Here is a 24497-nt window from a genome sequence, read left to right on the forward strand (position 1 = left end):
CAAGACGGGGGCGGGGGCGCTTGCGCATGAACCACCGCCCGGCATGTCTCCTTTCGGGCCTTGCCTCCTGCGACGTTTCGTCGCGCGCCACACGAGGCGCGCCGGAGACGTGGAGCCCGCCGAGACCTTATGGCACCTCGGTCGGTGCTCGATCGCGCCCACCTGCGCGCCGCCGCGCACACCCCCGTCCGGCGCTCACGCCCTCCTCCCCGGCGCCATGTCGCGATGGGACAGCATTCGAGAACGCTCCACCAGCGAGCCCTGCTGTCGTGCTCGCGGGCTCGTGCCTCGCATGGCCGGCCCCGCTCCACCGGCGGGAGCTCGCGCGGGCGGGACAGCGCCCCAGGCCGGACGCCGAGCACGCCGGCCAACCTCACGAGGACGGCCACCTCCACGCTGGTCTTGGCGCGCTCGCCCTTCTGGAGGAAACCAAGGGCGATTCCGGCCGCGTCGGCGAGCGTCATCGCGATGCCCAACGGGCGCTACGCCGCCGTCCTGGACTGGCCATCGCGGGGCCATGTCCGCCGTCCACGAGTCGCGACCGTGCAGGACCGTGGCGAAATTCTGACCGGAGAAGCTAGAAAGTGCCCGCGATGCTGAGGGTGGCCTGGCCGGGCGTCACGGAGGGCGCGATCAGGGTGATGCGCGGCCCGTCAACTGCGGCGCTCTGCTGCCTCTCGGGATACCAGTCGATCATCGCATAGGTCGCGGTGCCGACGACGCCGACGCCGAGGAGGACCCAGCCCGTGATCGCCCAGGGGAGCGCGCCGTCGTAGGTGTCGAGCTCGCCTCGGAGGCTCTGACACGCGGTCTCGAAGCGGGGAAGATCGCCCGACGGATCCTCGCGCGGGCCGCAGGGCTGCGTCCTGCGGTTCTCGGGGATCGAGCTCTCGTTCTGCGCGACGAAGCGCTCAATCGTGCGCCCGATGTCCTCGGCGTTGCCGTTCGCGTTGGCAGCGATGGCCGAGCCGACGATCCCCATGACCAGGCCGACCCCCGCCACGCCCGTCCCCGCCCAGGCGAGCGGCTTGCGCGTGTACCAGTGGAAGAACGGCTCACGAGCCCCGGAGGTCCGATCCGGCGCCATGGAACCCATCGCGTTGCTCGTCGAGAAGCTGATGCCGCCGGAGCTCGACGAGGTTGCAGGCGAGGCGCCGCCTGGGGCCGCGGGCGACGCGCCCGGCGCTGGCGCGCCAGGGGCCGGCGGCGTGGCGCTGGTCGTAGGAGGCGGCGCAGGCGAGGGGGTGGCCGCGGCGGGCGGCTGCCCGGCCGGCGCGCCCGGCACGCTCGGCACCCCGGGCGTGGCAGGCGCTCCCGGCACGGTCGACGCCCCCGGAACGGTCGACGCCCCCGGAACGGTCGAAGCCCCCGGAATGGTCGGCGCTCCCGGCGTGGCCGGCGCAGAGGCCACCGGCGCAGGGGGGGCGCCGGTCGTCCCCAGGATGAGCGTCGCCGAGGTGGCCACGCCGATCTTCGCGTCAACCTGGGTGGTCGCCGACCGGTCCTGGTAGGTCGCGTACAGGGTGTGCTTGCCCGGCTTCACGAACACCGGATCGAGCAGCGGCGCCTTGCCGACGAGGGTGCCATCCACGCTGATGTCCGCGCCGTTCGCGTCGGCGATCACGATGAGGAAGCCCGTCCTCCGCTTCACCTCGGCGAGCGACCTCTCCGCGGCGGCGCGCTGATCCGGCGTCGCGGCGGTGTACTCGCGCAGGAACTGCTGGAGGTGGTTGCCGGCGTCCTCCAGGTGATTGGAGCGGAGCTCGCTCTGTCCGAGGTTGAGCAGCACGGCCGGATGCCGCTTGAGCGCGTAAACCTGGAGAAAGGCGGTGCGCGCGTCCTCGAAGCGACCGGCGTCATATGCCTTGACGCCATCCTCATAACGCTGGCGCGCGACCTCCGTGACGGGATCGGACGACGGGGCGGACTGGGCGAAGCTCAGCGGCGCTGCGAGGAGCAGGGAGGAGAGGCCGGCCTCGGTGAGCAGGCCGGGCGCAACGAGCGAGAGCAGGAGGACAGGGGCGCAGGCGCGTATTTTCATGGCTCCTCAGGTCGGGCTTCGCCTCGTCGGCGTCCGCGGAAGGCAACGGCCGCAGCACGCCTCGCCGCCGAGATGCGAAGCGGGTGCGCTTCAGAAAGGCGCATCGCGGATGATGCCGCCGCTCTTGTTGACTCCGGTCGAGCCGGTCCCGCGCCGCGTCGGCGTCGGAGGCGCCGGCTTCTTGGCGGTGGCCGTCGGCCTCGGCTCAGGCGCGGGCACGCTAGGCGTCGCGGTCTTCTTGGTGCTGGTTGATTTGGTGCTGGTCGATGCCGTCGCGGCAGGCGGTGGCGCCTCGGTCGATGCCGGCGTGCTCGCCAGCGCCGAGGCGCTCGGCGCCGGCGCGGCTGCCGCCGAGGCGTCTTCCGCCGTCGTGGAGGCCGGCTGCGCCGGCGCCGTGGGCGCAGCGGCAGGGCTCGCGGTCGGCAACGCTGCCGCTGACGGAGCCGAGGTGGGAGCGGGATCGGCGCCGGCGTCGTCGCGATGTGGCGCGACGACGGCGCGGACGACGAAGAACAGGAAGGCCGCGCCCACGATCGCGATGCCGAGCTGCAGCACGGCCTTGTTCGGCCTGGAGACGGGGAGCTCGATCGGATCGTGATCTTCCGTTCGGACGGCGGACGCGGGCGCGGCGTCGGAGCTCGACGCCGGGGCCTGCGCAGCGCGAGAGCGCGTGCGCCCGGGCCGCGCCGACGGCGGCTCATCGGCCGGAGGCGGCGCCGGCGCTGGGAGCGCCTGCGCCGGCGCCTCGGCTGCGCGCGCGCCGGGCTCGCCGTCCGTTTCACCCAACCCGACGCGGGTTTTGCCCGCGGGAGCGGAGGCTTGGCCCCGCTTCTCCGGGTCACCCGCGGCCGCGTTCGCGGCGCCTGCGTTCGCGGCGTCTGCGTTCGCGTTGCCTCCGTCCGCGGCGCCGCCGGTCTCCCGGGCGTCCGGGGTCGGCCGGGATGGACGCAGGTTGCCCTGCTCTCCACCAGCGGCGGCTCCTTCCGGACCGCGCGCCGCGGCCTCGCCCGCCGGAGCGCCCGACGGCTCGTCGCCGACAGCGATGGTCGGGACGCCGTCGATCACGGTGTCGGATGCGCCTGCCGCGCCGGCCGGGGGGGCCTCGCGCACGCGCGCTGCGGCCTGCGCCGCGGGTGCGGCCTGCGCCGCGGGTGCGGCCTGCGCCGCGGGTGCGGCCTGCGCCGCGGGGGGGCGCCCCTCGGCCGGAGCTTCGATGCGCGGTGCGCCGTGTGCTGCGGCCCGGTCCGCTGGGGCGCCCCTGTCCTCCGCTCCCGAGGCGCCGCCGCCTGCCCCGGCACCGGAGAGCTCGTCGAACGCCTCCCACGACGGTCGGATCGACGCCGCGATCCGGTCCGCCTCCTCCGCGGAGAGCGAGCGTTCACCAGATTCCGCGGTCGCCTGTCGCTCCCCCGCAGTCATTGCCGTGAGGAACTTATCATTCGCATCTGGCGCACCGCAATCTCGCGACCTGGCCGCGCGTCCTGCCGGCGGCCACGCGCGCCCGGCGCACCGCGGCCAAGGTGCGCCGGCGAGGGCCCGGATGGCTCATCCGCCGTGGAACTCGCGCAGCAACGCGTCATCCCAGGTGTCGGCGACCTGGCTCACCGTCGCCACGAGGTCCTCGAACTCCTCGTAGTCGAGCGCGCTCAACCTCCGCAGGCAGCGCACCACCACCTCGTTGCGCGCCTTGTCGATCGCGAAGGCGGCGTCGGAGGTCGCGATGAAGCTGAGCTCCAGCAGCCGCCGGTAGAACGCCTCGCGCCCGCTCCGCGGGACGGCCATGATGGGGGAGAAGATCATCAGGACGCCCTGGGCCTCGAGCACGTTGACGCCGATGGTCGCGCTCCCGTGCTGGAGCTGCGCGTAGCCCGCCTCATCGAGCGCGCTCGCGCCGCCTCCGCGCGACGCGCCTCCCTCGCCCCGAGATCCAGCGGCGTACCGGGCGAGATACGCGTTGACCATGCTCCTCGCGTCGGCAAACCTCTCCCCCGACGCACGATCCGCGTAGAGGGGTTCTGTGGATGAAGTGGGCGTGAGGTCGGGCACGTGAAACCTCCGGGAAGCATCGCCATGGGCCCGGCGCGCGGGGCTGCCCCGGCGCGCCGGCGGCAGCCCAGCGCGGCTCAGCCGCATCGTAACGCCCGGGCCCTCGCGATGGTCGCGCTTTTCACGGTGGCCGTGCACACCTCCGGGTGCGGCGACGAGGGCGGCGCGCCGGCCCCGAGCGCCGCGATCTCCGACGAGCAGCGCGCCGCCGCGCTGCTCGATCCGGGCGCGCTGCTGCCGTCGCGCGCGGAGACGGTCGCCCTCGCCGATGCGGTCGCGATCGCGTCGGCGCGGGCGGGCGCGCCGGCGCAGGCGGCCTCGCTGGCGGAGCTCGCCGGCGACCTGCGCGTGCGGCTCTTCCGCCTCGATCACGCGGCCACCGACGCGCGCGAGGCGATGGAGCTCTACGGCGCCGCGGCGACCGCCTTCCGCGCCTCGTCCGAGCCCGCCGGCGTCGAGCGCGCGTGCCAGGCCGACCGCCGCCGCGCGCTGCTCGCCGGCGAGCTCGCCCGCGACGCCGCGGTCGCGTACCGCGAGCTCTACCTGGTCTCGCGGCGCTACGCGGCCCTCGCCGCGCCCGCGCCGTCCGGCGGCGCGCCGCCCTCGCGGTCGCCGTGCCTCGGCGCGATCGCGGTCGCGCTGGCGCAGGCGGCCGCCTACCGGCCCAGCGGGGACGCGCTGCGGGCGCTGGAGCACGAGGGGCACCGCGTCGAGGGCATCGCGCTCGCGCTCGCGACAGGTACCGTGCCTGGCTCGTCGGCCGCGCCGGCGAGCGCCGCGAGCGCGGCGCCGGTGCAGGTGACGAGCGAGGGCGCCGCCCGCGATCTCGTCGTCGCGCCCCGGGCGCCCGCCGCGCCGCCCGGCGCGGTGAAGATCACCGGCATCGAGCGGCACGGCTCGGACAAGGGCGCGCGCGTCGTCGTCGCGCTCTCCGCGCCGACGACCTTCGAGGTCGGCACGCTCCCGGCGGACGAGGCCGCCGGCAAGGACGCCCGGGTCTTCGTCGACATCGCCGGGGCGACGTCGCGCGGCGTCGCGCGGGAGATCGAGGTCGGCGGCGTCCTCCGGCGGGTGCGCGTCGGCGTGCAGCCGAAGGGGACGCGGGTCGTCCTCGATCTCGCCGCCGACCTCTACCGCCGCATCTTCTACCTGCCCGATCCGTTCCGGATCGTCATCGACGTGAGCACCCGCCCCCCGGTGCGCGACGACGAAGGCCGACCCGGCGGCGAGCGCGAGGTGCGGCGCGTCGCGATCGACCCGGGGCACGGCGGCAACGACACCGGCGCGGTCGGCCCCACCGGGCTGAAGGAGAAGGACGTGACGCTCGACGTCGCCCACCGCGTCGCCCCGCTGCTCGCGCGCGAGCTCAAGATCGAGACGCTGCTCACCCGCGACAGCGACGTCTACGTCCCGCTGGAGCTCCGCACCGCGCGCGCCAACGCCTTCCACGCCGATCTGTTCGTGTCGATCCACTGCAACGCGAGCGACAACGGCCGCGCCCGCGGCGTCCAGACGTTCTCGCTCGCCGCGTCCCGCGACCCCGAGTCGACCTCGGCCGCGCTCGCGGCGCGGGAGAACGCGGCCCGCGCCGGGAGGGCAGGGCAGGGCGCGGGCCCCGGCGATCCCGGCGCGCGCCTCGAGGTGGAGGCGATCCTGTCGAACCTCAACGTCGGCGACATGGCGGCCCGCTCGCGCCACTTCGCCGAGCTCCTCCAGCGGGCGTCGCTCGCCTCGCTCGCGCCCCGCTACCCCGACACGAAGGACCAAGGCGTCAAGGGCGCGGGCTTCTTCGTCCTCGCGGGCGCCGACATGCCGGCCGCGCTGTTCGAGACCGCGTTCATCTCGAACCCCGAGGACGAGGCTCGCCTCGCCACCGCCGATTTTCGGCAGAAGATGGCGGATGCCATCGTGAACGCGATCCGCGCCTACCGCGAGGGCAAGTGAGGGCGAGGCCGGCCCGCGCGGGCGTCGCCGCCGCGCGGCTCAGCCTCGCTCCAGGCCCATCAGCCGCTCGAGCAAGTCGCGCAGCTCGCCGGCCTCGCCCTTCTTGATGAAGTCGTAGGCGCCGGCCTCGGTCGCGTTCTTCTTCATGTCCTCGTGGTTCGAGTACACGATGCAGCGGATGTGCGAGGTCGCGTCGATGGACCGGAGGCGCTCCAGGCAGCGCACGCCGTCGAGCCCCGGCATCATGACGTCGAGGATCAGCGCGTCGGGCTGGATGTTGCCCACGGCGACCAGGGCGTCGAACGGATCCTGGAACGTCGTCAGGTCGAACCTCCGCGAGAGCGTCTTGCGGAGCGCGGCGAGGACGGCGGGGTCGTCATCGACCACGACGACCTTCGGCTTCCCCATCCGGAGGATCTCCGGGATCGGGTAGCCGTACTTCCGGAGGAAATCGAGCACGTCCAGCCGCCGGAAGCGGAGGTGCCGTCCGGGGGTCCGGAAGTGGCGGATTTCCCCCTTGTCAGCCCAGTTGTGGATGGTCTTGAGGTCCACCTGGCAGAAGCGCGCGACGTCGCTCGCGGTGAACAGCTCGGGCTGCGTCGTGTTCTCTTTCGGGTTCGTTTCCATGGCTCACTCCTCGAGATCAGGCGTCGCCGGTACGGAGGGGGCTTCGTCCGGGGGGGCGTCGAAGCGGGTCGTCGATCCGGTGTCTCGTTCCTGTTTGATGTGGATCGGGGATCCATGCGCGCAGCACTCTTCCGCGATGAAGCGGCCGTCGCGCAGGACATAACGGGTCGGCCCCGCCGTGCGCCGCTCGCGGATCTCGTGCGAAGGGTCGCCCGGCAGCGCCAGGTACGGCGGCGCCGCGCCGTCGCCCGGGACGAAGCGAGGGCAGATCGGCAAGAGCGACTGGCGCTCCGAGAGCGCCACGGCGCTGCGCACGTCCGCGACCCCGGAGAGGAGCTCCAGCGTGCGTGAAGTCGGCGGAGCGAGAAAGAACTCGCCATGCGCGGCGCGCTCCAGGACCTCCGACGGCGCGGCCCAGAAGCTCATCGTCGTCTCGCGCCCGTCGTGCCGGCCCACCTGGCCGGGCGGCAGGGGCAGCAGGAAGAAGCGGGCGTCGAAGCGGCGCGACTCGGCGGCGGGCGTGATCCATCGAGCCCATGGGACGAGCTCCGCGAGAGCGAGCTTCAGGCCACGTCGCCCGAGGAGGGCATCGAGCGGCGCCCCGGCGGCGAGCTCCCTCCCGATGGCGTCGACCTCGTCGCCGGACGCCGGCGGATCGACCGGAAGGATGGCCCCCTCCTCCAGCGTCTCGCGGCACGCGGCCACGCACAGCGCCCGGGCTGGCATCGCGTCGGTCGCGAACGCGGCGGCGCGCGCCCGCGGTTCGGTCGCCCGATCCCTCCAGACTTCCGCGCCGTCCTGTGCGTCCACCTTCCCCCCGGGGAACACCACCGCGCCGCCCAGGAAGCTCGAGCTCGCGTGGCGGCGAACGCAGAACACCTCCAGCCCCGAAGGACCATCACGGAGGATGATCACCGTGGCGGCGTCACGAGGTGGGAGCGAGCTTCGGTTCTGATCGAAATCCAGCAATATGGGATAAATTTGTTCCACGTGAGCTTTCTTTCGTCAAACCGTCCGCTGCGTCTCATTTCCGGCAAGCTCTTGCGTGAGCATGCCTGTTCGAGGCCGAAAAGGCCGCCCTTTCCGGCCAATCGGGGCGTGCCTGCGGACTCTTTCCAACCTCTCCTGACACCGATGCCGTAGCGGGCGCGCCGTCGCGGCCATGCGCTCAGCGAGCGCCAGGGTGCGGTGATCTCGCATGGACGAACGCTGCGCTCGGTGACGGCGCGGTGGCGCGGCACGGTCGAGGCGCGTTGACCGGGGCGGTATCCACGACTAGAATCCCGCGCCTCGCAATTTCGGGGGCTATCTGGCCTCTCCGGACATGTCGCGGAGCTCTAAGCCCCGTCCCGCAGCAAGGGGGTCAGCGCCCCGCGGCTTGCATGCGCCAGGGGAGCTCAGACGGCAGCGCCGGACGGCGCATTCGACGCGAGAGGACCTATGAACAAGGCCCAGCTGAAAAAGTTCAAGACCCTGCTTGAGACGAAGCGTGACGAGATCGTCAAGAAGGCCAAGCAAACGCTGACCGAAGACATGATGCTCGACGCGAACGATCTCCCGGACGAGATGGATCTCGCGTCGAGCGAGTACCTCCAGTCGTTCACGTTCCGCCTCCGGGGCCGCGAGAAGTCGTTCCTCGACAAGATCCACAAGGCCCTGCTGAAGATCGAGGACGGCACCTTCGGCAAGTGCGAGGAGTGCGAGGAGGAGATCTCGGTGAAGCGCCTCGAGGCGCGCCCCGAGACGACCCTCTGCATCCGCTGCAAGGAGGACCAGGAGAGGGTCGAGAAGGACTACGGCTGACGCTGCGCTGCGCGAGGAGGCCTCCTCTCGGGGGCCTCCCTGCGCGACGGAGCCTCTGCGTCGTCGGGCGTGCGCGCCCGCCTTCGGTCCGCGTGACGCGGACCGGGCGAGCCCACGCCCGTGCTGTTATTTGCGGGCGCTGGCGCGGCCGCGCGGCGCCTGCGGGCCCTTGCGCTTGGCCGCCGCGAGCACCTCGCGCAGGTACGCGCCGGTGAACGACGCCTCCACCTGCGCCACGTCCTCCGGCGTGCCCGCCGCCACGACGGTCCCGCCGCGCTCGCCGCCCTCGGGGCCGAGGTCGATCACCCAGTCGCTGCAGGCGATCACGTCGAGGTTGTGCTCGATCACGAGGACGGTGTTCCCGGCGTCGCGCAGGCTCATGAGGCTCGCGGTCAGCACCTCGATGTCCGAGAAGTGCAGGCCCGTGGTCGGCTCGTCGAGCACGTAGAGCGTGCGGCCTGTGGCCTTGCGCGCGAGCTCGCGCGCGAGCTTCACGCGCTGCGCCTCGCCGCCCGACAGCGTCGTCGCCGGCTGGCCCAGGGTGATGTAGCCGAGGCCGACGCGCGCGAGCGCGGCGAGCCGCTCGCGCACGCGGGGCAGCGCCTCGAACTGCTCGATCGCCTGCTCGACGGTGAGATCGAGCGCGTCGGCGATCGACATCCCGCGGTAGAGCACCTCGAGCGTCTCGCGGTTGTACCGGCGGCCCCCGCACGTCTCGCAGGTGACGAAGATGTCGGGCAAGAAGTGCATCTCGATGCGGAGCACGCCGTCGCCCTGGCAGGCCTCGCAGCGGCCGCCCTTCACGTTGAACGAGAAGCGGCCCGCCTTGTACCCGCGCGTCCTCGCCTCCGGGAGGCCCGCGTACAGCTCGCGGAGCAGCCCGAAGACCCCCGTGTACGTCGCCGGGTTCGAGCGCGGCGTGCGGCCGATGGGGGCCTGGTCGATCGAGATCACCTTGTCGATGTGCGAGAGGCCCTCGATCCCGTCGCAGGCGCCGATCGGCGCGGAGCTCCGGTACAGCTCGTTCTTCGCGGCCGGCAGGAGCGTGTCGACGATGAGGCTCGACTTGCCCGAGCCGGACACGCCCGTGATCGAGCAGAACAGCCCGACCGGGATCTCGACCGTCACGTTGCGGAGGTTGTGCGCCCGCGCGCCGACCACGCGGATGGCGCGCCCGTCGGGGCGCCGGCGCTTCGTGGGGATCGCGAGCTGCTTCTTGCCGCTCAGGTACGGGCCGGTGATCGACGCCGGGTCGGCGCTGAGCTCCTCCGGCGTGCCCTGCGCCACGACGTGGCCGCCGTGCACGCCCGCGCCCGGGCCCATGTCCACGACGTGGTCGGCCGCGAGGATGGCGTCGCGGTCGTGCTCCACGACCACCACGGTGTTGCCGAGGTCCACGAGCCGCCGGAGCGCCTCGAGCAGGCGCGTGTTGTCGCGCGCGTGCAGGCCCACCGAGGGCTCGTCGAGGACGTAGAGCACGCCCACCAGCGCGGCCCCGATCTGCGTCGCGAGCCGGATGCGCTGCCCCTCGCCGCCGGAGAGGGTCTGCGCCGAGCGGTCCAGGGTGAGGTAGTCGAGCCCGACGTCGATGAGGAACCCGAGGCGCGCGATCACCGCCCGGAGCAGCGGCTCCGCGATCGCCCGCTCGCGCGGCGCGAGCGCGTTGTCGGCCGGGGCCTCGCCCGAGGCGGCGGCGCCGCCGCGGGAGGCCCCGGGCGCCCTGTCCTGGGGCGGCATGAGGCCCTCGAGGAAGGCGCGCAGCGTGCGCAGCGGAAGGGTGCCGACCTCGGCGATGTTGCGATCGCCGAGCCGCACCGCGAGCGCCTCCGGGCGCAGGCGCCGGCCGCCGCAGGCGTCGCACACCCGGGTGATCACGAAGCGGCCGATCTCGTCGGAGAGGGCGCTCTCGTCCTCGTCGGCCTCGGCGTCCTCCGCGTCGGAGAGGGCGGGCTCGCCGCTCGTGAGCAGGCGCTCGAGCCGCGGGATGATGCCCTCGTAGGCCGCCTTCTTCTTCCCCCGGCCGCCGCCGGGCTCGCTCCCCTCGAGGATCGCCTGCCGCACGGCGGCGGGCAGCTTCGCCCACGGGACGTCCGGATCGCAGCCGAGCGCGCTGACGGCGCGCTCGGTCTCCGTCGCCAGCGAGAGCGAGCCGCGCCGACCCCAGGCCACCACGGCGCCCTCCCGCAGCGTGCGCCGCGGATCGGGCACCACGCGGTCCGGATCGATGCGGGTCCGCGCGCCGATGCCGTCGCAGGCCGGGCAGGCGCCGTGGGGGCCGTTGAACGAGAACATCCGCGGCTCGATCGGCGGCAGGGAGATGCCGCAGTCGATGCACGCGAAGCGCTCGCTCATCCAGAGCGGCTCGAGCTTCATCCCCTCGCCGGAGATGTCGACGAGAAGCCGGCCCTCGCCCAGCTTGAGCGCGAGCTCGACGGAGTCGGTGAGCCTGCCCTTGATGCCGTCCTTGACCACGATCCGGTCCACGACCACGTCGAGGTCGTGCGCGCGCGTCCGATCGAGGACGATCTCGTCGCCGAGATCGACGATCTCGCCGTCGATGCGCGCGCGCACGAAGCCCTCGCGGCGGAGCCGCTCGATGTCGAGCTTCAGCTCGCCGCGGCGGCCTCGCGCGATGGGCGCCATGATCGTGACCCGCGTCTTGTCGCCGAGATCGAGGATCCGGTCGACGATCTGCTGCACGGTCTGGGCCTCGATCCGCTTGCCGCACGCGGGGCAGTGCGGGGTCCCGACGCGCGCGAAGAGCAGGCGGAGGTAGTCCGAGATCTCGGTCACGGTGCCGACCGTCGAGCGGGGGCTCTTCGCGAGGGCCCGCTGCTCGATCGCGATCGCGGGCGAGAGGCCCTCGATCGACTCCACGTCCGGCTTGGAGAGCTGCTCGAGGAACTGCCGCGCATAGGCGGACAGCGACTCGACGTAGCGGCGCTGCCCCTCCGCGTAGATGGTGTCGAACGCGAGGGACGATTTGCCCGAGCCGCTCGGGCCGGTGATCACCACCAGGCGGTCGCGCGGAAGCGACACGCTGACGTTCTTGAGGTTGTGCTGCCGAGCTCCTCGAACGACCAGTCGATCCATAGGGGGAACCGGAGAGCTATCACACACGGAAGCGGGCGGGGCGGCGCACCTGCTCGCCGCCTCGCCATCGTCCCTCATCGTTCCCCCATCGTCCCCCCCCGCGCGCTCGCGGTCGCCCGTGGCGGGGGCGGCGCGGAGCGCGGCGCCGCGGACGTGGTCTTCCGGATGTCCTGCAATTCTTCTCACCGCGGTGCGCTGCGAGCTGGACTATGACGGGGCGCGCGGGGTGATGTGAAAGCGCGCACGAGGAGCGTTCTGATGGCGATGGGCGCCGGCGTCGCGCTCGGCGCGGTCGCGCTCGTCGCACGGTACGCCCCCGAGGTCGGCGCGCTGCTCGCGCGGCCCGCCGCGCCGGAGCCGCTGGAGGCCGGTCGTGCCGCGCTGCATTCCGCGGAGCCCGCGGGGTCGGCTCGCCCTGCGCCAGCGCCCGGAACGGCCGCTCGCGCGGCGGAGGCGGCCGCGCCCCCTCGGGGCGCGAGCCCTCCGGCGCCGGCGCCCGGCGGCGCGCGCCCGCCGGCGTCCGCGGCCCGGGTCGTCGCCCAGGTCGTCGCCCAGGTCGTCGATCGCTTCGCGGCCGATCCGGTGGCGCTCGCCGCGTGCCCGCCCGACATGACGCTCGTGGAGGGCGATTTCTGCCCGGCTCTCCCGTATGTCTGTCTCCGGGGGGCCGAGGGGGTCGGCCACGGGTGCGCCGAGTACGCGCGCGGCCAACGCTGCCGTGCGCGCACGGATTTCCGGCGGTTCTGCATCGACCGCCACGAGTGGCCGAACCGCGTCGGCGAGCTCCCGCGCGTCTACGTCGACTGGTACGAGGCGAAGGCGCTCTGCGCGTCGATCGGCAGGCGGCTCTGCCGGCGCTCCGAGTGGATCCTGGCTTGCGAGGGCCCGAAGCGCCTGCCTTATCCTTGGGGGTTCGTGCGCACCCCCAGCCCCTGCAACATCGATCGCGCCGCGGTCGCGTTCGACCTCGGCGCGATCCTGGACGAGTCGACCCGCGAGGACGAGATCGCCCGGCTATGGCAGGCCGATCCGATCGGGTCGCACCCGAACTGCGTCAGCGCCTACGGGGCGTACGATCTCTCCGGCAACGTCGACGAGTGGACGGACAACCTCGCCGACGATCCGGAGACGTCGCGCCCGGCCACGCTGAACGGCGGCTACTGGGGGCCCGTGCGCAACACCTGCCGCCTCACGACCGCGGGGCACGGGCCGACGTTCCGGTTCTACCAGGCGGGCTTCCGATGCTGCGCGGACACGATCGACGGCGTCCGCACACCTCCGCCGCGGCCGTTCATCGAGCGCGACCGCGAGCGCGCTCGCGAGAAGGGCGGCGTGTACGACTGACATGCGCGAGCGCATCGCCTTCCTCGCCGCCCTCGCCGTCGCCGCGCTGGTGAGCGCGCTGCTCTTCGCCCCCCGGCTCCGCAGGCCGCCGGAGCCGGCCGTCGGGGCGAGCGCGATCTCGCCCGCGGCGAGCGTCGCGCCGCCGGAGCCCGCGCCGCCGCCCTCCGCGCTCGTCGCCCCGCCGCGCCCGTCGCTGCCCGCGTACGTGCGCGTCAACCCCGCGAGCGCCACCGCATGCCGCGCGGGCATGGTGCTCGTCGACGGCATCTATTGCCCTTACGTCGGGCACCACTGCGCCGCCTACATCGACGAGGAGAAGGACATCTGCGCGCGGTTCGCGCCCGAGGTCCTCTGCGAGGGGCGCCTCCAGCGCCGGCGCTACTGCATCGACGTGTTCGAGTACCCGAACATCGAGGGCGTCGTCCCGGTGGTGATGGTGAGCTGGCTGGAGGCGAAGCGCGCCTGCGAGGTCGAGGGCAAGCGGCTCTGCACCGTCGAGGAGTGGGAGTTCGCGTGCGAGGGCCCGCAGATGTGGCCCTATCCTTACGGGACCGCGCGCGATCCCGACGCCTGCAACATCGACAGGAAGATCTCGATGCCCGCGCTCGAGACGTTCTCGGACCCGTGGAAGATCTCCGCGGAGGTCGAGCGGCTGGATCGACGGGTCGCGTCCGGGGAGATGCAGCGGTGCGTGAGCCCCTTCGGCGTCCGCGACATGACCGGCAACGTCGACGAGTGGGTCCACAACGATCTCGGCAACCTGGACGAAAAGCCGTTCCGCTCGACGTTGAAGGGGGGCTACTGGGGGCCCATCCGCTCGAGGTGCCGCCCGATCACCTCGACGCACAACCGGTGGTTCCGGTTCTACCAGGTCGGCTTCCGGTGCTGCTCCGACACGCTCGACGGAAGCAAGGCCGTGACCCCCGCCGAGCGGACGGCCCGCATCCCGCGCCGCAGCCCGATGGCCGATCCGGGCGGACGGCAGGGGCCGTGAGGGACGTGGGCCCGGGCGAGGCCGCGGCGCCCGGCGCGGCGTCCGGCGAGAGCGCCGGAGCGGGCGCTGCGCTCTCCGCGGCCGGCGCCGCCGCGCCCGGGTCACGCCGGCGCCGCGTGGGAGACGTGCCACCCGAACCGCTCCCCTTCCAACTGCGCGCGGCTTGGACTACGTTGTCCGCCGATGCTTCAGTCGGCCGCCCCGATCGGGGTGTCGCCGCCTGCATCAGGGCCTATAGCTCAATCGGTCAGAGCCCCCGGCTCATAACCGGGCTGTTCCTGGTTCGAGTCCAGGTGGGCCCACGAAAGCTACGGAACACAAGGAGACAAGGAAGCACGTGAGCATCCGCGAGCAGATCGCATTCCTCGAAGAGCTGTCGGCCATCGACACCGAGATCCGCCGCATCGATGAGCAGCTCGACAGACAGCGAAGCAGCCTGGAGGGGATGCGGTCCGAGCTGAAGCGGCTGGAAGAGCGGCTGACGAGCGATCGGGAGACCCTGGCGGCGATGGAGAAGACGCGCTCCGAGCTCGTCGTCGAGTCCCGCCAGATGGCCAGCCAGATCGAGCGCTCGAGGGAGAAGCTGCAGCGCTCCCGGAACGAGCGCGAGTCGAACGCGGCGCAGCGCGAGATCGAGGAGCTGCGCAAGCTGCACCGCGATCGCGAGGAAGAGATCGAGCGCCTGAGCTCGGCCGCCGAGGGCGCGCGCTCGGCGATCGCGCAGGCGGAGGCGAAGCGCGTCGAGCTCTCCGGGGCGATCGACGGCAGCGCGCCGGGGACGCAGGCGTCGCTGGAGGCGCTCCAGGCCGAGCGCGGCCAGCGCGCCGAGGCGCGCCAGCAGGTGGTCGGCAAGCTGCCGCCCGTCCTGTACCGCCGCTACGAGTCGATCCGCCAGCGCAGGCCGGTCGCGATCGCCCGCACGTACGATGGCACGTGCCTCGGCTGTCACCTGTCGGTGCCGCCGATGATGTTCCAGAAGATGCGCCGCCAGGAAGAGTTCGAGCGGTGCCCGAACTGCCACCGGATCCTCTATTACATGCCGCCAGAGCCTGCGCCGGGCAGCTCGCCGGCCGCGGATCCTTCCCGCGCCTGACCCGGGTACGGCTTGAAGACCTGCTCCGCCTGCTACAGGCTCTTCTCGAACGACAGCGGGTTCTGCCCGGTCGATGGCCAGCGCCTCGTCCCGGTCGCCGAGGCGACCCCGCCCACCCACCCGGATGACAGGCGCGTCGGCGCGACGATCTGCGGCGGGCGATACCAGGTCTTTCGCATCGTCGCGGACGGCGGCATGGGGCGCGTCTATCAGGCGCTCGACCTCCAGGCCGGCCGCAGCGTCGCCCTGAAGATCCTCCACCCCGAGGTCGCGCTCGACGAGGTGAGCCTCGAGCGCTTCCGCCGCGAGTTCGAGGTCAGCGCCTCGCTGCCCCACGAGCACATCGTCGAGGTGCTCGCCTTCGAGCGGACCGAAGATCAGAGCTTCGCGCTCGTCATGGAGTACCTCGAGGGCGAGGAGCTGCGGACGGTCCTCAAGCGCGACAAGGTGCTGCCCCCCGAGCGCCTCGTGCGGATGCTGTCGCAGGTCGCGCTCGGCCTCGCCGAGGCGCACGAGCGCAAGGTCGTGCACCGCGATCTCAAGCCGGACAACATCTTCCTCGTCGGCACGCACGACGGCGACCGGGTGAAGATCCTCGACTTCGGCAGCGTGCGCGACAACAGCGAGGGCGCGAAGAAGCTGACCGTCGTCGGCACGACGATCGGATCTCCGTTCTACATGTCGCCCGAGCAGGCGCAGGGGCTGCTCACGCTCGATCATCGCGCCGATGTCTGGTCGCTCGCGGCGATCGCCTTCGAGTGCGTGACGGGGAGGGTCCCGTTCCATGCGCCGACCGGCCCCATGATCCTCGTGGCCATCCTGGGCAAGGATCCGCTGCCTCCGAGCGAGGCGGGCAAGGCGTACGGCGTGCCCGCCTCGCTCGATCCGGTGATGGAGGAGGCATTCATGAAGAGCCCGGAGGCGCGCCTCCCGTCCGTCGGCCTGCTGGCCGATCGCGTGGGGCACGCGTACGGCCTCGCGGGCTCTCACCGCGACTGGGCGACCCTACCGCAGAACGCCCTCGCCGAGCGGATCCGCGCGGCGATGCCGGGCGTCCTGGCGCGCCAGCAGCACGCGACGGCGAGCGCGAGCGCTGTCCCCCCGGGGCCGGCCGTCCGGGCCGTCACCGCCGCGTCCGCCGCCCCCACCCCGGGCGCCCCCGAGGCGTTCGCGGAGGACATCGTGATGGGCGTGCCCCCGCGCTTGCCGCGGTGGGTCGTCCCCGCGGCGGCCAGCGCGGCCGTGCTGCTCTGCGCGCTCGTCGCCCTGCTGCTGACGCGCTGACGGCGCACGCCGTGGGCCGCGCGCTCCCGTGCGCGCTCAGGCGGCGTGGCGCGGTGCGCCATCGCCGTTCGCCCGCGCTGGACGCGGAGACCCCCGCGTTCGCGCGCTGGCCGCCCCTGTGTTATTTGAATTGACCATGAGCACTGACCCTTCAACTCGGACCCGCAGGCCCCTCTCCGTCGCGACGTGTGCGATCGCGCTCTCCGGGCTGGCCGTCCTCGGCTCGGGCTGTAGCCAGAGCGAAGCAGCGACCTCCCGCGGCCCCGCTGCCGACGTCCCGGCCGCGAAGCCCCAGGGAGGGAAATCGAAGGTCGAGGACGCTGTCTACACCCTCGAGATGAAGCCGACGGGGACGTACAAGGCCGGCCAGGAGGGGGTCGTCGAGGTGTCGCTCCTGTCGAAGGGCGAGTACCACATCAACGACAAGTACCCCATCAAGTTCAAGGTCGCCGCGGCGGCGGCCGAGGGGGTCTCGTACCCGAAGCCCCTGCTCAAGCGCGAAGACGGCGTGTTCGAGGAGAACAAGGGCGTCCTCAAGGTCCCGTTCGTCGCGGCCAAGAAGGGCAAGACCAAGGTGGCGGGCGTGCTCTCCTTCAGCATCTGCAGCGCCGCGAACTGCCTGATGCAGAAGCAGGAACTCGAGGCGGTTATCGACGTGCAGTAAGCACGACGGTAAACTCGGCCCCCACGTGAATAACGACGCCTCCGGTTTCCGGGAGGGCCAGCCCGGCGCGGTCGGCCCCAGCCAGACAGTTCAAGGTAGCGCGGCGGAGCGGGCTCGCAGAGCGCTCTCCGAGCTCGACGCCATCGCCTCATCGATGGCCCAGCGCTTCAGCGAGGAGCAGCGGGTCCTCTCCTTCCAGCAGTACCTGGAGCTCTTCGCTTCCAATCCGGTGCGCTTCGGGCGTGACGCGGCCCGCTACGTCCGCGACATGTTCGATCACTTCGGCACGCGGACGGTCAAGAAGCCCTGGGGGGAGCTGACCCGGTTCCAGCTGTTCGACCTGCCCTGGGAGCTCCCGCCGGCCGGCCCGGCGCAGCCGCGCGGCGCGAGCTCGTATCACGGGCGGGACTTCGCGCTGGTCGGGCACGAGGAGCTCCAGGCCGAGGTGTACCGGGTGCTCTGCAACTTCGTGCGCGAGGGCAGGGCGAACCGGCTCATCCTGATGCACGGCCCGAACGGCTCCGCGAAGAGCACGCTCGCCGCCTGCGTCCTGCGCGCCCTGGAGCACTACTCGACGCTCGACGAGGGCGCGCTCTACCGCTTCCACTGGGTGTTCCCGAGCCGCAAGACGATGCGCGGCTCGATCGGCTTCGGCGGCGACGTGAAGGCGAGCGCCGCGGACGGGTCGAGCTACGCCCACCTCGGCGATGATCAGATCGACGCCCGCCTCGTGATCGAGCTCAGGGACCACCCGCTCTTCCTGCTCCCCGTGCGCGAGCGGCGGGCGCTGGTCCTGAAGCTCTACGAGGACGCCGGGGCGACCGAGCCGCCGCCCGAGTGGCTGATGAGCGGCAAGCTCTCCCACAAGAACCAGCAGGTCTTCGAGGCGCTGCTCGTGGCGAGCGGCGGCTCGCTGGTCGAGACGCTGCGGCACGTCCAGGTCGAGCGGTACTTCATCTCGCGGCGTTACCGGATCGGCGCGGTCACCATCGGGCCGGAGCTCTCCGTCGACGCCGGCGAGCGGCAGATCACGGCGGATCGCTCGCTCGCCTCGCTCCCGACCTCCCTCCAGGCGACGACGCTGTTCGAGGCGCACGGCGAGCTCATCGAGGCGTCCGGCGGCGTGCTCGAGTTCAGCGATCTGCTGAAGCGCCCGCTCGACGCCTTCCGCTACCTCCAGCTCACGCTGGAGACGGGCGAGGTGAGCCTGCCGCAGCAGACCGTGCAGACGAACGTCGTGATGATCGGCAGCGCCAACGACATCCACCTCAACGCCTTCCGGGAGCACCCGGAGTTCCCGAGCTTCCGCGGGCGCTTCGAGCTCCTGCGCGCGCCCTACCTCCGGAGCTACGTCGACGAGCAGGCGATCTACGACGCGCAGATCGTGCCGTTCGTGACGCGCCACGTCGCCCCGCACGCGACCCGCGTCGCGGCGCAGTTCGCCGTGCTCACCCGCATGCGCCAGCCGGAGGCGAAGCGGTACCCCGACGCGCTCGCGCCGCTCGTCTCGAGCCTCACCGCCGTCGAGAAGATGGAGCTGTTCGCGACGGGCACGCCGCCCGAGCGGTTCGACGCGGAGGCGCAGAAGGTCCTGCGCGCGGGCATCGAGGCCATTTACCACGAGAGCGACGCGTCCGTGGACTTCGAGGGCCGCCTCGGCGTCTCGCCGCGGGAGGTGCGGACGCTCCTGCTCGACGCGGCGCAGAGCCCGGATCACGGCTGCCTCTCGCCGTTCGCGGTCCTGTCGGAGCTCGACGCGCTCTGCAAGCGGCAGGCGGAGTACGACTGGCTCAAGGAGAAGCAGCTCGCCGGCGGCTACCACGACCACCGGCTCTTCCGCGAGGTCGTGCGCGCGCGCCTGCTCGACACGATCGAGGAGGAGATGCGCACGGCCAGCGGCCTCGTCGACGAGACCCGCTACGCCGAGCTGTTCGATCGGTACATCTCCCACGTCGGCGTCTGGGTGAAGGGGGAGAAGATCAGAAACCCCCACACCGGCGAGTTCGAGAACCCCGACGAGCGCATGATGCGCGAGGTGGAGGCGCTGCTCGGGATCCGCACGAAGCACGAGGACCACCGGCGCGGGCTGATCTCGGCGATCGCGGCGTGGGCCATCGACCACCCGGGGCAGAAGATCGTGAACGCGGTCGTGTTCCCACAGCAGATCCGCAAGCTGCGGGACGCGGTGTTCACGGAGCGGCGCAAGGGCGTGGCGCTGCTCGTCCGCGACCTCGTCACCCTGCTGCGCGACGCGCAGGGCGACGGCGACCCCGAGAAGGGCTGGGGCGCCCTGCGCGAGGAGGAGCGGAGGAACGCGACGCGCGCGCTGGAGCGGCTGCGCGGGATGGGCTACTGCGACCGCTGCGCGCTCGACGCCGCCAGCGCGCTGCTCCGCGCGCGGTTCGCGGAGCTCGTCACCTGAAGCGAACCATGCTCATCGACTCGCATTGCCACGTGGATCCGCTCCATTTCCGCGAGGGCGCGGACGCCGTCCTCGACCGCGCGCGCGCCGCCGGCGTGGACGCGTTCGTGGTCGTCGGCGTCGACGCCGACCTCACCGCCGCGCGCTTCGCGGTGGATCTCGCGGCGCGGCGGCCGGACGTGCACGCCGCGGTCGGCGTCCACCCGCACGACGCCGCCGCGGTCGACGACCGGATGCTCGCCGAGGTCGAGGCGCTCGCGCGTCGCCCCGAGGTCGTGGCCGTCGGCGAGATCGGCCTCGACTACCACTACATGCACTCGCCCCGGGACGCGCAGCGGCGCGTCTTCGAGGACCTCGTCGCGGTCGCGCGCAGGGTCCGGAAGCCGATCGTCATCCACACGCGCGAGGCGCCCGAGGACACGCTCGCGATCCTGGAGCGCAGCGGGGCGAGCGACGTCGGGGGCATCATCCACTGCTTCTCCGAGGATCGCCCGTTCGCCGAGAGGGCGCTCGCGCTCGGCTTCGACCTCTCGTTCTCGGGCATCGTGACCTTCAAGAGCGCGCGGGCGATCCAGGAGGTGGCCGCGTGGGCCCCGGGGGACCGGATCCTGGTCGAGACGGACAGCCCTTACCTCGCGCCCGTGCCGCTCCGGGGAAAGCGGTGCGAGCCGGCGCACGTGACGCACACCGCCCGCTTCGTCGCGGAGCTCCGGGGCGAGCCGTTCGAGACGCTGGCCGCGCGCACCGCGGAGAACACCCGCCGGCGCCTGCGGCTGCCGGCGCCCGCTGCGGCCGCCGGGTAGCGCCGCGCACCACGACCCCTGCCGGATCGCCGGCCGCCGCCCCGTGACGGGGTGCGCTCGGCACCCACGTGCTCGCCTCGGGCCTCCGCCCCGAACACGGCGCCTGCTCCGCGGCTGCCTCGTGCGCGCCGCGCCTCGTGTGGCCTGAGCAGGGCCGAGCCCTCGTGCCGGCCCCGCTGCGCTCGCGCCAGGCACGATTCGAGGCATAGTGACAGGACGATGGCGCACGAGTCTCGCGACGGTCGCCGGCTCGCCTCCGCGTGGGCGCTCTCCGTCGCGGCTCACGCGGGGCTCGTCGGGGCAGGCGCGCTGCTCGTCGCGAGCTCGCTCTCGACGCGGGACGTGGCCGTCGCGCGCACGGCCGGGTTGTCGGCCGCGAGGAGCGCGCCCATCGAGATCGAGCTGCCCGCGGTCTCGGACGGCACGCTCGACGGCGCGGCCGCGATCGCGCCGGAGCGGCCCGCGAGCCTGGCCCGGGGCGGAGGGGAGGGCACGGCGCGGCCCGACACGGGCACGCGCGGCCGTGGCGGCACGGACGCGGCCGAGCTGCCCGCGCTGAACCTCGCCGACAGGGACGACGGGATCTTCCTTTCGCCGGAGGTCCGCTCGCGCCTCGACAGGAGCCAGGTCCAGCGCATCCGCTCGGCGTCGCGGCGCGCGTCGCGCGAGGACTGGCGAGCCAGCCGGGAGCCGATGGAGCTCACCTTCCTCGCGGACGGCCGCGCCGGTCGCCGGGCCGAGCGACGCAGGCCGGCCGAGCGCGACCCGTCGCTCGGGGCGCGCGACCGCGGCGCGCCCGAGCGCCATGGCAGCGCGCTCGGCGCGGCCGCGCGGCCCGCGGGGGTCGAGCGCGCGGCCGCAGCGCCGCACCCGGTCGAGGCGCCGCTGCCGCTGGGCGTGAGGCCACGCGCGGCCGGCGGGGCGGTGGAAGGAGGGGAGCGCGCATCCGCGGGGCTGGGCGTGCGCGACGGGCAGCCCGGCGTGGAGCACCGCGACAGCGCGGCGGTCCCGCGGGCGCGGCCGATGGTGGCCTCGGGGACGCCCTCCGTCCCCGCCGACGCCGCCGGTCGCCCGAGCGACACGGTGGACAGCGAGCAGGAGGTGGCGACCGCGATCCAGTCGCTCGTCCACGCGAGCACGGCCGGCGGAGCGCGCGGGCACGGTCCGGGAGGACAGGCAGGACCGGGCGCGACGGGCTCGGGCGGCGTGACGGGCCGCGGGGCGCGCTCGGACGCGCTCGGATCAGGGCGCGGCTGGCCGCTCGACAGCGACCCGCGCGATCGCCGGCGCAGCCTCTACATGCGCCAGGTGATGGCCAAGCTGGACCCGCTCTGGGCCGACGCGTTCCCCAGGTGGGCCGCGGGCGAAGGGCTCCAGGGGACGGTGATCGTCACCTTCGTGATCCGCGCCGACGGGACCGTGGGGAGCGCGTCGATCACGCGCCCGAGCGGCATTCCCGAGTTCGACGAGAACTGCCGACGCGCGGTGCTCCGCGGCGCGCCGTACCCGCCGCTGCCCCCCGAGCTCGGCGAGAGCTTTCGCTGGTCGATGCCGTTCGAGGCGAGGAACCCGGCGGTCCTGCCGAGGCGCCCCGCGCGCATCGAGGGGAGGGGCGATGAGGAAAGGGGCGATGAATCGACGTCCAGACGACGCTGATGGGGAGCACGCAGGACAGTGCTTGACAGAGTGAAGGCGGAAGGGTACGAACCCGCCCTCACTTCCGCCGAAGTAGCTCAGTCGGCTAGAGCAGGCGTTTCATACGCGCCGGGTCGGGGGTTCGATTCCCTCCTTCGGCACCAGCGATGGTGAAAGCAATCCACTGGGCTCCGCAAGGAGCCGTGGGTTGTGGTCCGCAACATCCGGGTCGGATATGAACAGGGAGCCCTTCCTCGCCGCGAGGGGGGTGTTCCGGTTTTCTGGATTCTCCGGCCCGATCTGTCGGGGAACAACACCGCACGCCGAGGGGCGTCGGCATGATGAGCGAGGGGGCGCCGTGCGGCGCTGGCGCCCCGCGCGCTCCGGCACCAGGAGAGCGGCGTGCGCCTTCGCCCCGCGCTGGTATTGCTCCTGCTCGCGCCGTATGCCGTGTTTTTCTATGCTTTCCTGGCGGTACGCCGCGCGGTCGCGTCGCTCCGGTCGCAGCACCCCTGGCGCACCTGGGTGAGCCCGGACCTGCTGGTCGGGGGGTTCCTGCTCCCGGGCGACGTCGCCGAGCTCCGCCGCCTCGGGATCCGCGCGGTCATCAACGTGTCGCGCGAGCTCTACGACCCGGTGCTCACGCTGCGCGCCGCCGGCGTCGAGTACATGCGCATCCCCTGCTGGGACATGCGCGCGCCCACGCTCGAGGAGGCCGCGCGCGGCGTGGCGTTCCTCGAGCGCCACATCGGCGCTGGCCACCGCGTCCACATCCACTGCGCGAGCGGCGTCGGCAGGAGCGTCACGCTCGCCCTCTGCTACCTCGCGACCCGCGGCGGCCTCGAGGTCGACGAGGCGATCGCCCTCCTGAAGCAGAGGCGCCCGCGCGTGGCGCTGAGCCCCGCGCAGGCCGCGTTCGTCGAGCGCTACGTCGCGTGGCGCCGCGCGCAGGGAGAGGGCCCGGCGCGCGCGGCGCGGGCCGTCATCTCGCCCTGCGCAGGAGAGACTTCAGGCTGAAGAGCCCCAGCGCGGGCGCCGCGACGGCGAAGGCGACGCCGCACGACGAGAGGACGAGCGCGGCGCCCCACGGCGTCTCGGCGAGCCCCCCCGGCAGCGCCGCCCGCAGCGCGGCGCCGCAACCGACCGAGATCACCGTGAGCGCGGCGACGCGGCCGAGCCGGATCTGCTCGAGCCCGAGCCCGCCGATCTCGCGCCGCACGCGGCGCGCCAGGGCGATCGCCTCGACCCACCCGGCGATGACGGCGCCGAGCACGACGCCGAGCACATCGAGCCACCGCATCAGGACGAGCGCGATGCCAGCGCTGACGAGCATTCGATAGAGGGCGTAGCGCGCCGGCGTCCTCGTATCCCCGAGCGCGAACGAGGTGGTGATCAGCACGCGCCCCGCGGCGTTCGCGAGCAGCGCGAGGCCGTAGGCGCCCAGCAACGGCTCGACCCGCGCCGTCGACGCGCGATCGAACGTCCCCGTCTGGAGCAGCAGCGTGATGAGCTCCCGCCCGAGCACCAGGAACACGGCCATGGTCGGCACGGTCAGCACCGTGAGCCGCGCGAGCGACGCCCCGAGGCGGCGCGACAGCGCCTCGTTGCGCCGCGCGACGTCTGCCTCGGCCGTGTCGCGCGCCATCTCGGGCAGGGCGACCGCGGCCTCCCCGGCGCCGAGGACGCTCATCGGCAGGAGATAGATCGTCTGCGCGTAGTGGAAGGCCGCGTTCGCGCCGGCGCCGAGGAAGCTCACGAGCAGCGTGTCCACGAGCCCGGAGACCTGGATGATCCCGCGGCCGAGCAGCGCGGCGGGCAGCTTCACCCCCGCCTCCCGCACGCCCGGATCGCTCGAGTCGAACCGAGGCCGCAGCCCGCCGAGCAGCTTGCGCGCGGAGGGGAGCAGCAGCGCGAGCTGCAGCGCAGCGCCGCCGAAGGCGCTCCACGCGAGGACCTCCGCGAGCGGCTCCCCGCGCACCCCGAGCCACGCCCCGAACACGAGCAGCCCCGCGATTTGCGCGGCGCTCCAGGCGACGGGGGCGGCGTAGGGGAGGAAGAACCGCCGGTGCGCGTTCAGCACCCCGAGCCCCCACGCGGACAGCGCGAGCAGCCCGGTCATCGGGAAGACGATCCGGACGATCCGGATCATGCTGGCGAGCTTCTCCTCGCTGAAGCCCGCGGCGATCAGGAAGGACACCCACGGCGCCGCGAGCACGCCGAGCGCGGACGCGATCGCGGCCGCGACCAGCAGGAGCCCGAGCGCGGAGAGCGCGAAGCGCGCCGCGCGGTGCGCCTCGCCGGCCGCCCGGAGGCGCGCGTAGACAGGGATGAACGTGGCGGAGAGCGTCCCCTCGCCGAGGAGGTTCTGCGTGATGTTGCCCGCGCGGAACGCCGCCGTGAGCACGTCGGCGAGCTCGGAGGTGCCGAAGAAGTGCGCCGTCACCCGCTGGCGGAGCAGCCCGACGAGGCGCGACAGGATGATCCCTGCCGTGACCATCGCCGACGACCGCGCCGCGCTCGGCGGCGTCGCCTGTGCGGCCGCAGGCCGGGCGGCGTCCGCCGGCGCGCGCGCGCCCGGCGCGGCGTTCGCCGGCGGGGTCGCTGCCTGCGTGGCGGCGGGCGGATCGAGGTCGGGCGGCACGGCGGCGCTTCTATCAGACCTCCCGCCTCCGGGCGAACCCGGCGCCGGCGGGCCGCCCGGCGG

18 protein-coding genes and 2 tRNA genes are annotated in these 24497 nt (G+C 73.2%); 14 read left to right on the forward strand and 6 right to left on the reverse strand.

Annotated features, from left to right (window positions below; all coding sequences use genetic code 11):
- Window positions 1-577: 577 nt before the first annotated feature.
- Window positions 578-2041 (reverse strand): tetratricopeptide repeat protein, encoded by a 1464-nt coding sequence (locus WMF31_RS19125; protein ID WP_436603329.1) that lies wholly within the window; start codon window positions 2039-2041, stop codon window positions 578-580.
- Between the two features lie 181 nt (window positions 2042-2222).
- Here WMF31_RS19125 and WMF31_RS19130 point away from each other — a divergent pair, with 181 nt between their 5' ends.
- Window positions 2223-2639, forward strand: a complete 417-nt coding sequence (locus WMF31_RS19130; RefSeq protein WP_436603330.1) for a hypothetical protein — start codon at window positions 2223-2225, stop codon at window positions 2637-2639.
- Window positions 2640-3586: 947 nt separating this feature from the next.
- On the opposite strand, the gene WMF31_RS19135 is transcribed toward WMF31_RS19130, so the two are convergent.
- Window positions 3587-4003, reverse strand: coding sequence for a YbjN domain-containing protein (locus WMF31_RS19135; protein WP_436603331.1), 417 nt, complete (start codon window positions 4001-4003; stop codon window positions 3587-3589).
- Between the two features lie 192 nt (window positions 4004-4195).
- On the opposite strand from WMF31_RS19135, the gene WMF31_RS19140 reads away from it, so the two are divergent.
- Window positions 4196-6031 carry an N-acetylmuramoyl-L-alanine amidase gene (locus WMF31_RS19140; protein WP_436603332.1) on the forward strand — a complete coding sequence of 612 codons (1836 nt, stop codon included), beginning with the start codon at window positions 4196-4198 and terminating at the stop codon, window positions 6029-6031.
- A gap of 39 nt (window positions 6032-6070) precedes the next feature.
- Here WMF31_RS19140 and WMF31_RS19145 read toward each other — a convergent pair whose 3' ends face one another.
- Both WMF31_RS19145 and WMF31_RS19150 read right to left on the reverse strand, forming a co-directional pair.
- Window positions 6071-6658: a response regulator gene (locus WMF31_RS19145; RefSeq protein ID WP_436603333.1), complete on the reverse strand. Its 588-nt coding sequence runs from the start codon at window positions 6656-6658 to the stop codon at window positions 6071-6073.
- A gap of 3 nt (window positions 6659-6661) precedes the next feature.
- Window positions 6662-7648, reverse strand: a complete 987-nt coding sequence (locus tag WMF31_RS19150; RefSeq protein WP_436603334.1) for an NUDIX hydrolase — start codon at window positions 7646-7648, stop codon at window positions 6662-6664.
- Between the two features lie 450 nt (window positions 7649-8098).
- Between WMF31_RS19150 and WMF31_RS19155 the strand changes: the two genes are divergently transcribed.
- Window positions 8099-8461 carry a TraR/DksA family transcriptional regulator gene (locus WMF31_RS19155; RefSeq protein ID WP_436603335.1) on the forward strand — a complete coding sequence of 121 codons (363 nt, stop codon included), beginning with the start codon at window positions 8099-8101 and terminating at the stop codon, window positions 8459-8461.
- A 126-nt stretch (window positions 8462-8587) separates the two neighbouring features.
- Here WMF31_RS19155 and uvrA read toward each other — a convergent pair whose 3' ends face one another.
- A complete protein-coding gene (gene uvrA, locus WMF31_RS19160) occupies window positions 8588-11554 on the reverse strand; it encodes an excinuclease ABC subunit UvrA (RefSeq protein ID WP_436603336.1) in 2967 nt (988 codons plus the stop codon).
- A gap of 258 nt (window positions 11555-11812) precedes the next feature.
- On the opposite strand from uvrA, the gene WMF31_RS19165 reads away from it, so the two are divergent.
- The 11 genes from WMF31_RS19165 to WMF31_RS19215 all read left to right on the forward strand — a co-directional run bounded on the left by WMF31_RS19165 (window position 11813) and on the right by WMF31_RS19215 (window position 22810).
- Window positions 11813-12898: an SUMF1/EgtB/PvdO family nonheme iron enzyme gene (locus WMF31_RS19165; RefSeq protein WP_436603337.1), complete on the forward strand. Its 1086-nt coding sequence runs from the start codon at window positions 11813-11815 to the stop codon at window positions 12896-12898.
- A gap of 1 nt (window position 12899) precedes the next feature.
- Complete coding sequence (locus tag WMF31_RS19170) at window positions 12900-13892, forward strand: formylglycine-generating enzyme family protein (RefSeq protein WP_436603338.1); 993 nt, start codon at window positions 12900-12902, stop codon at window positions 13890-13892.
- 228 nt (window positions 13893-14120) lie between these two features.
- A tRNA-Ile gene (locus WMF31_RS19175) sits at window positions 14121-14194 on the forward strand.
- 35 nt (window positions 14195-14229) lie between these two features.
- On the forward strand, window positions 14230-14985 hold the full coding sequence (locus WMF31_RS19180) for a zinc ribbon domain-containing protein (RefSeq protein ID WP_129348087.1): 756 nt from the start codon (window positions 14230-14232) through the stop codon (window positions 14983-14985).
- Window positions 14986-14997: 12 nt separating this feature from the next.
- Window positions 14998-16269, forward strand: coding sequence for a serine/threonine-protein kinase (locus WMF31_RS19185; protein ID WP_436603339.1), 1272 nt, complete (start codon window positions 14998-15000; stop codon window positions 16267-16269).
- 136 nt (window positions 16270-16405) lie between these two features.
- The gene (locus tag WMF31_RS19190; RefSeq protein WP_436603340.1) at window positions 16406-16933 is read left to right on the forward strand and encodes a hypothetical protein; all 528 of its coding nucleotides are present in this window, start codon (window positions 16406-16408) and stop codon (window positions 16931-16933) included.
- A 154-nt stretch (window positions 16934-17087) separates the two neighbouring features.
- Window positions 17088-19355 carry a PrkA family serine protein kinase gene (locus WMF31_RS19195; RefSeq protein WP_436603341.1) on the forward strand — a complete coding sequence of 756 codons (2268 nt, stop codon included), beginning with the start codon at window positions 17088-17090 and terminating at the stop codon, window positions 19353-19355.
- Between the two features lie 8 nt (window positions 19356-19363).
- Window positions 19364-20158, forward strand: a complete 795-nt coding sequence (locus WMF31_RS19200; protein ID WP_436603342.1) for a TatD family hydrolase — start codon at window positions 19364-19366, stop codon at window positions 20156-20158.
- Window positions 20159-20377: 219 nt separating this feature from the next.
- Window positions 20378-21814 carry an energy transducer TonB family protein gene (locus WMF31_RS19205; protein WP_436603343.1) on the forward strand — a complete coding sequence of 479 codons (1437 nt, stop codon included), beginning with the start codon at window positions 20378-20380 and terminating at the stop codon, window positions 21812-21814.
- Between the two features lie 66 nt (window positions 21815-21880).
- Window positions 21881-21957 (forward strand) — tRNA-Met (locus WMF31_RS19210).
- A gap of 238 nt (window positions 21958-22195) precedes the next feature.
- On the forward strand, window positions 22196-22810 hold the full coding sequence (locus WMF31_RS19215; protein ID WP_436603344.1) for a protein-tyrosine phosphatase family protein: 615 nt from the start codon (window positions 22196-22198) through the stop codon (window positions 22808-22810).
- Here the strand turns inward: WMF31_RS19215 and murJ are convergent.
- The gene (gene murJ, locus WMF31_RS19220) at window positions 22776-24434 is read right to left on the reverse strand and encodes a murein biosynthesis integral membrane protein MurJ (RefSeq protein WP_436603345.1); all 1659 of its coding nucleotides are present in this window, start codon (window positions 24432-24434) and stop codon (window positions 22776-22778) included. The genes WMF31_RS19215 and murJ overlap by 35 nt on opposite strands.
- Window positions 24435-24497 lie beyond the last annotated feature (63 nt).

Source organism: Sorangium sp. So ce1036 (assembly GCF_051369805.1).
Lineage (GTDB): Bacteria > Myxococcota_A > Polyangia > Polyangiales > Polyangiaceae > Sorangium > Sorangium cellulosum_F.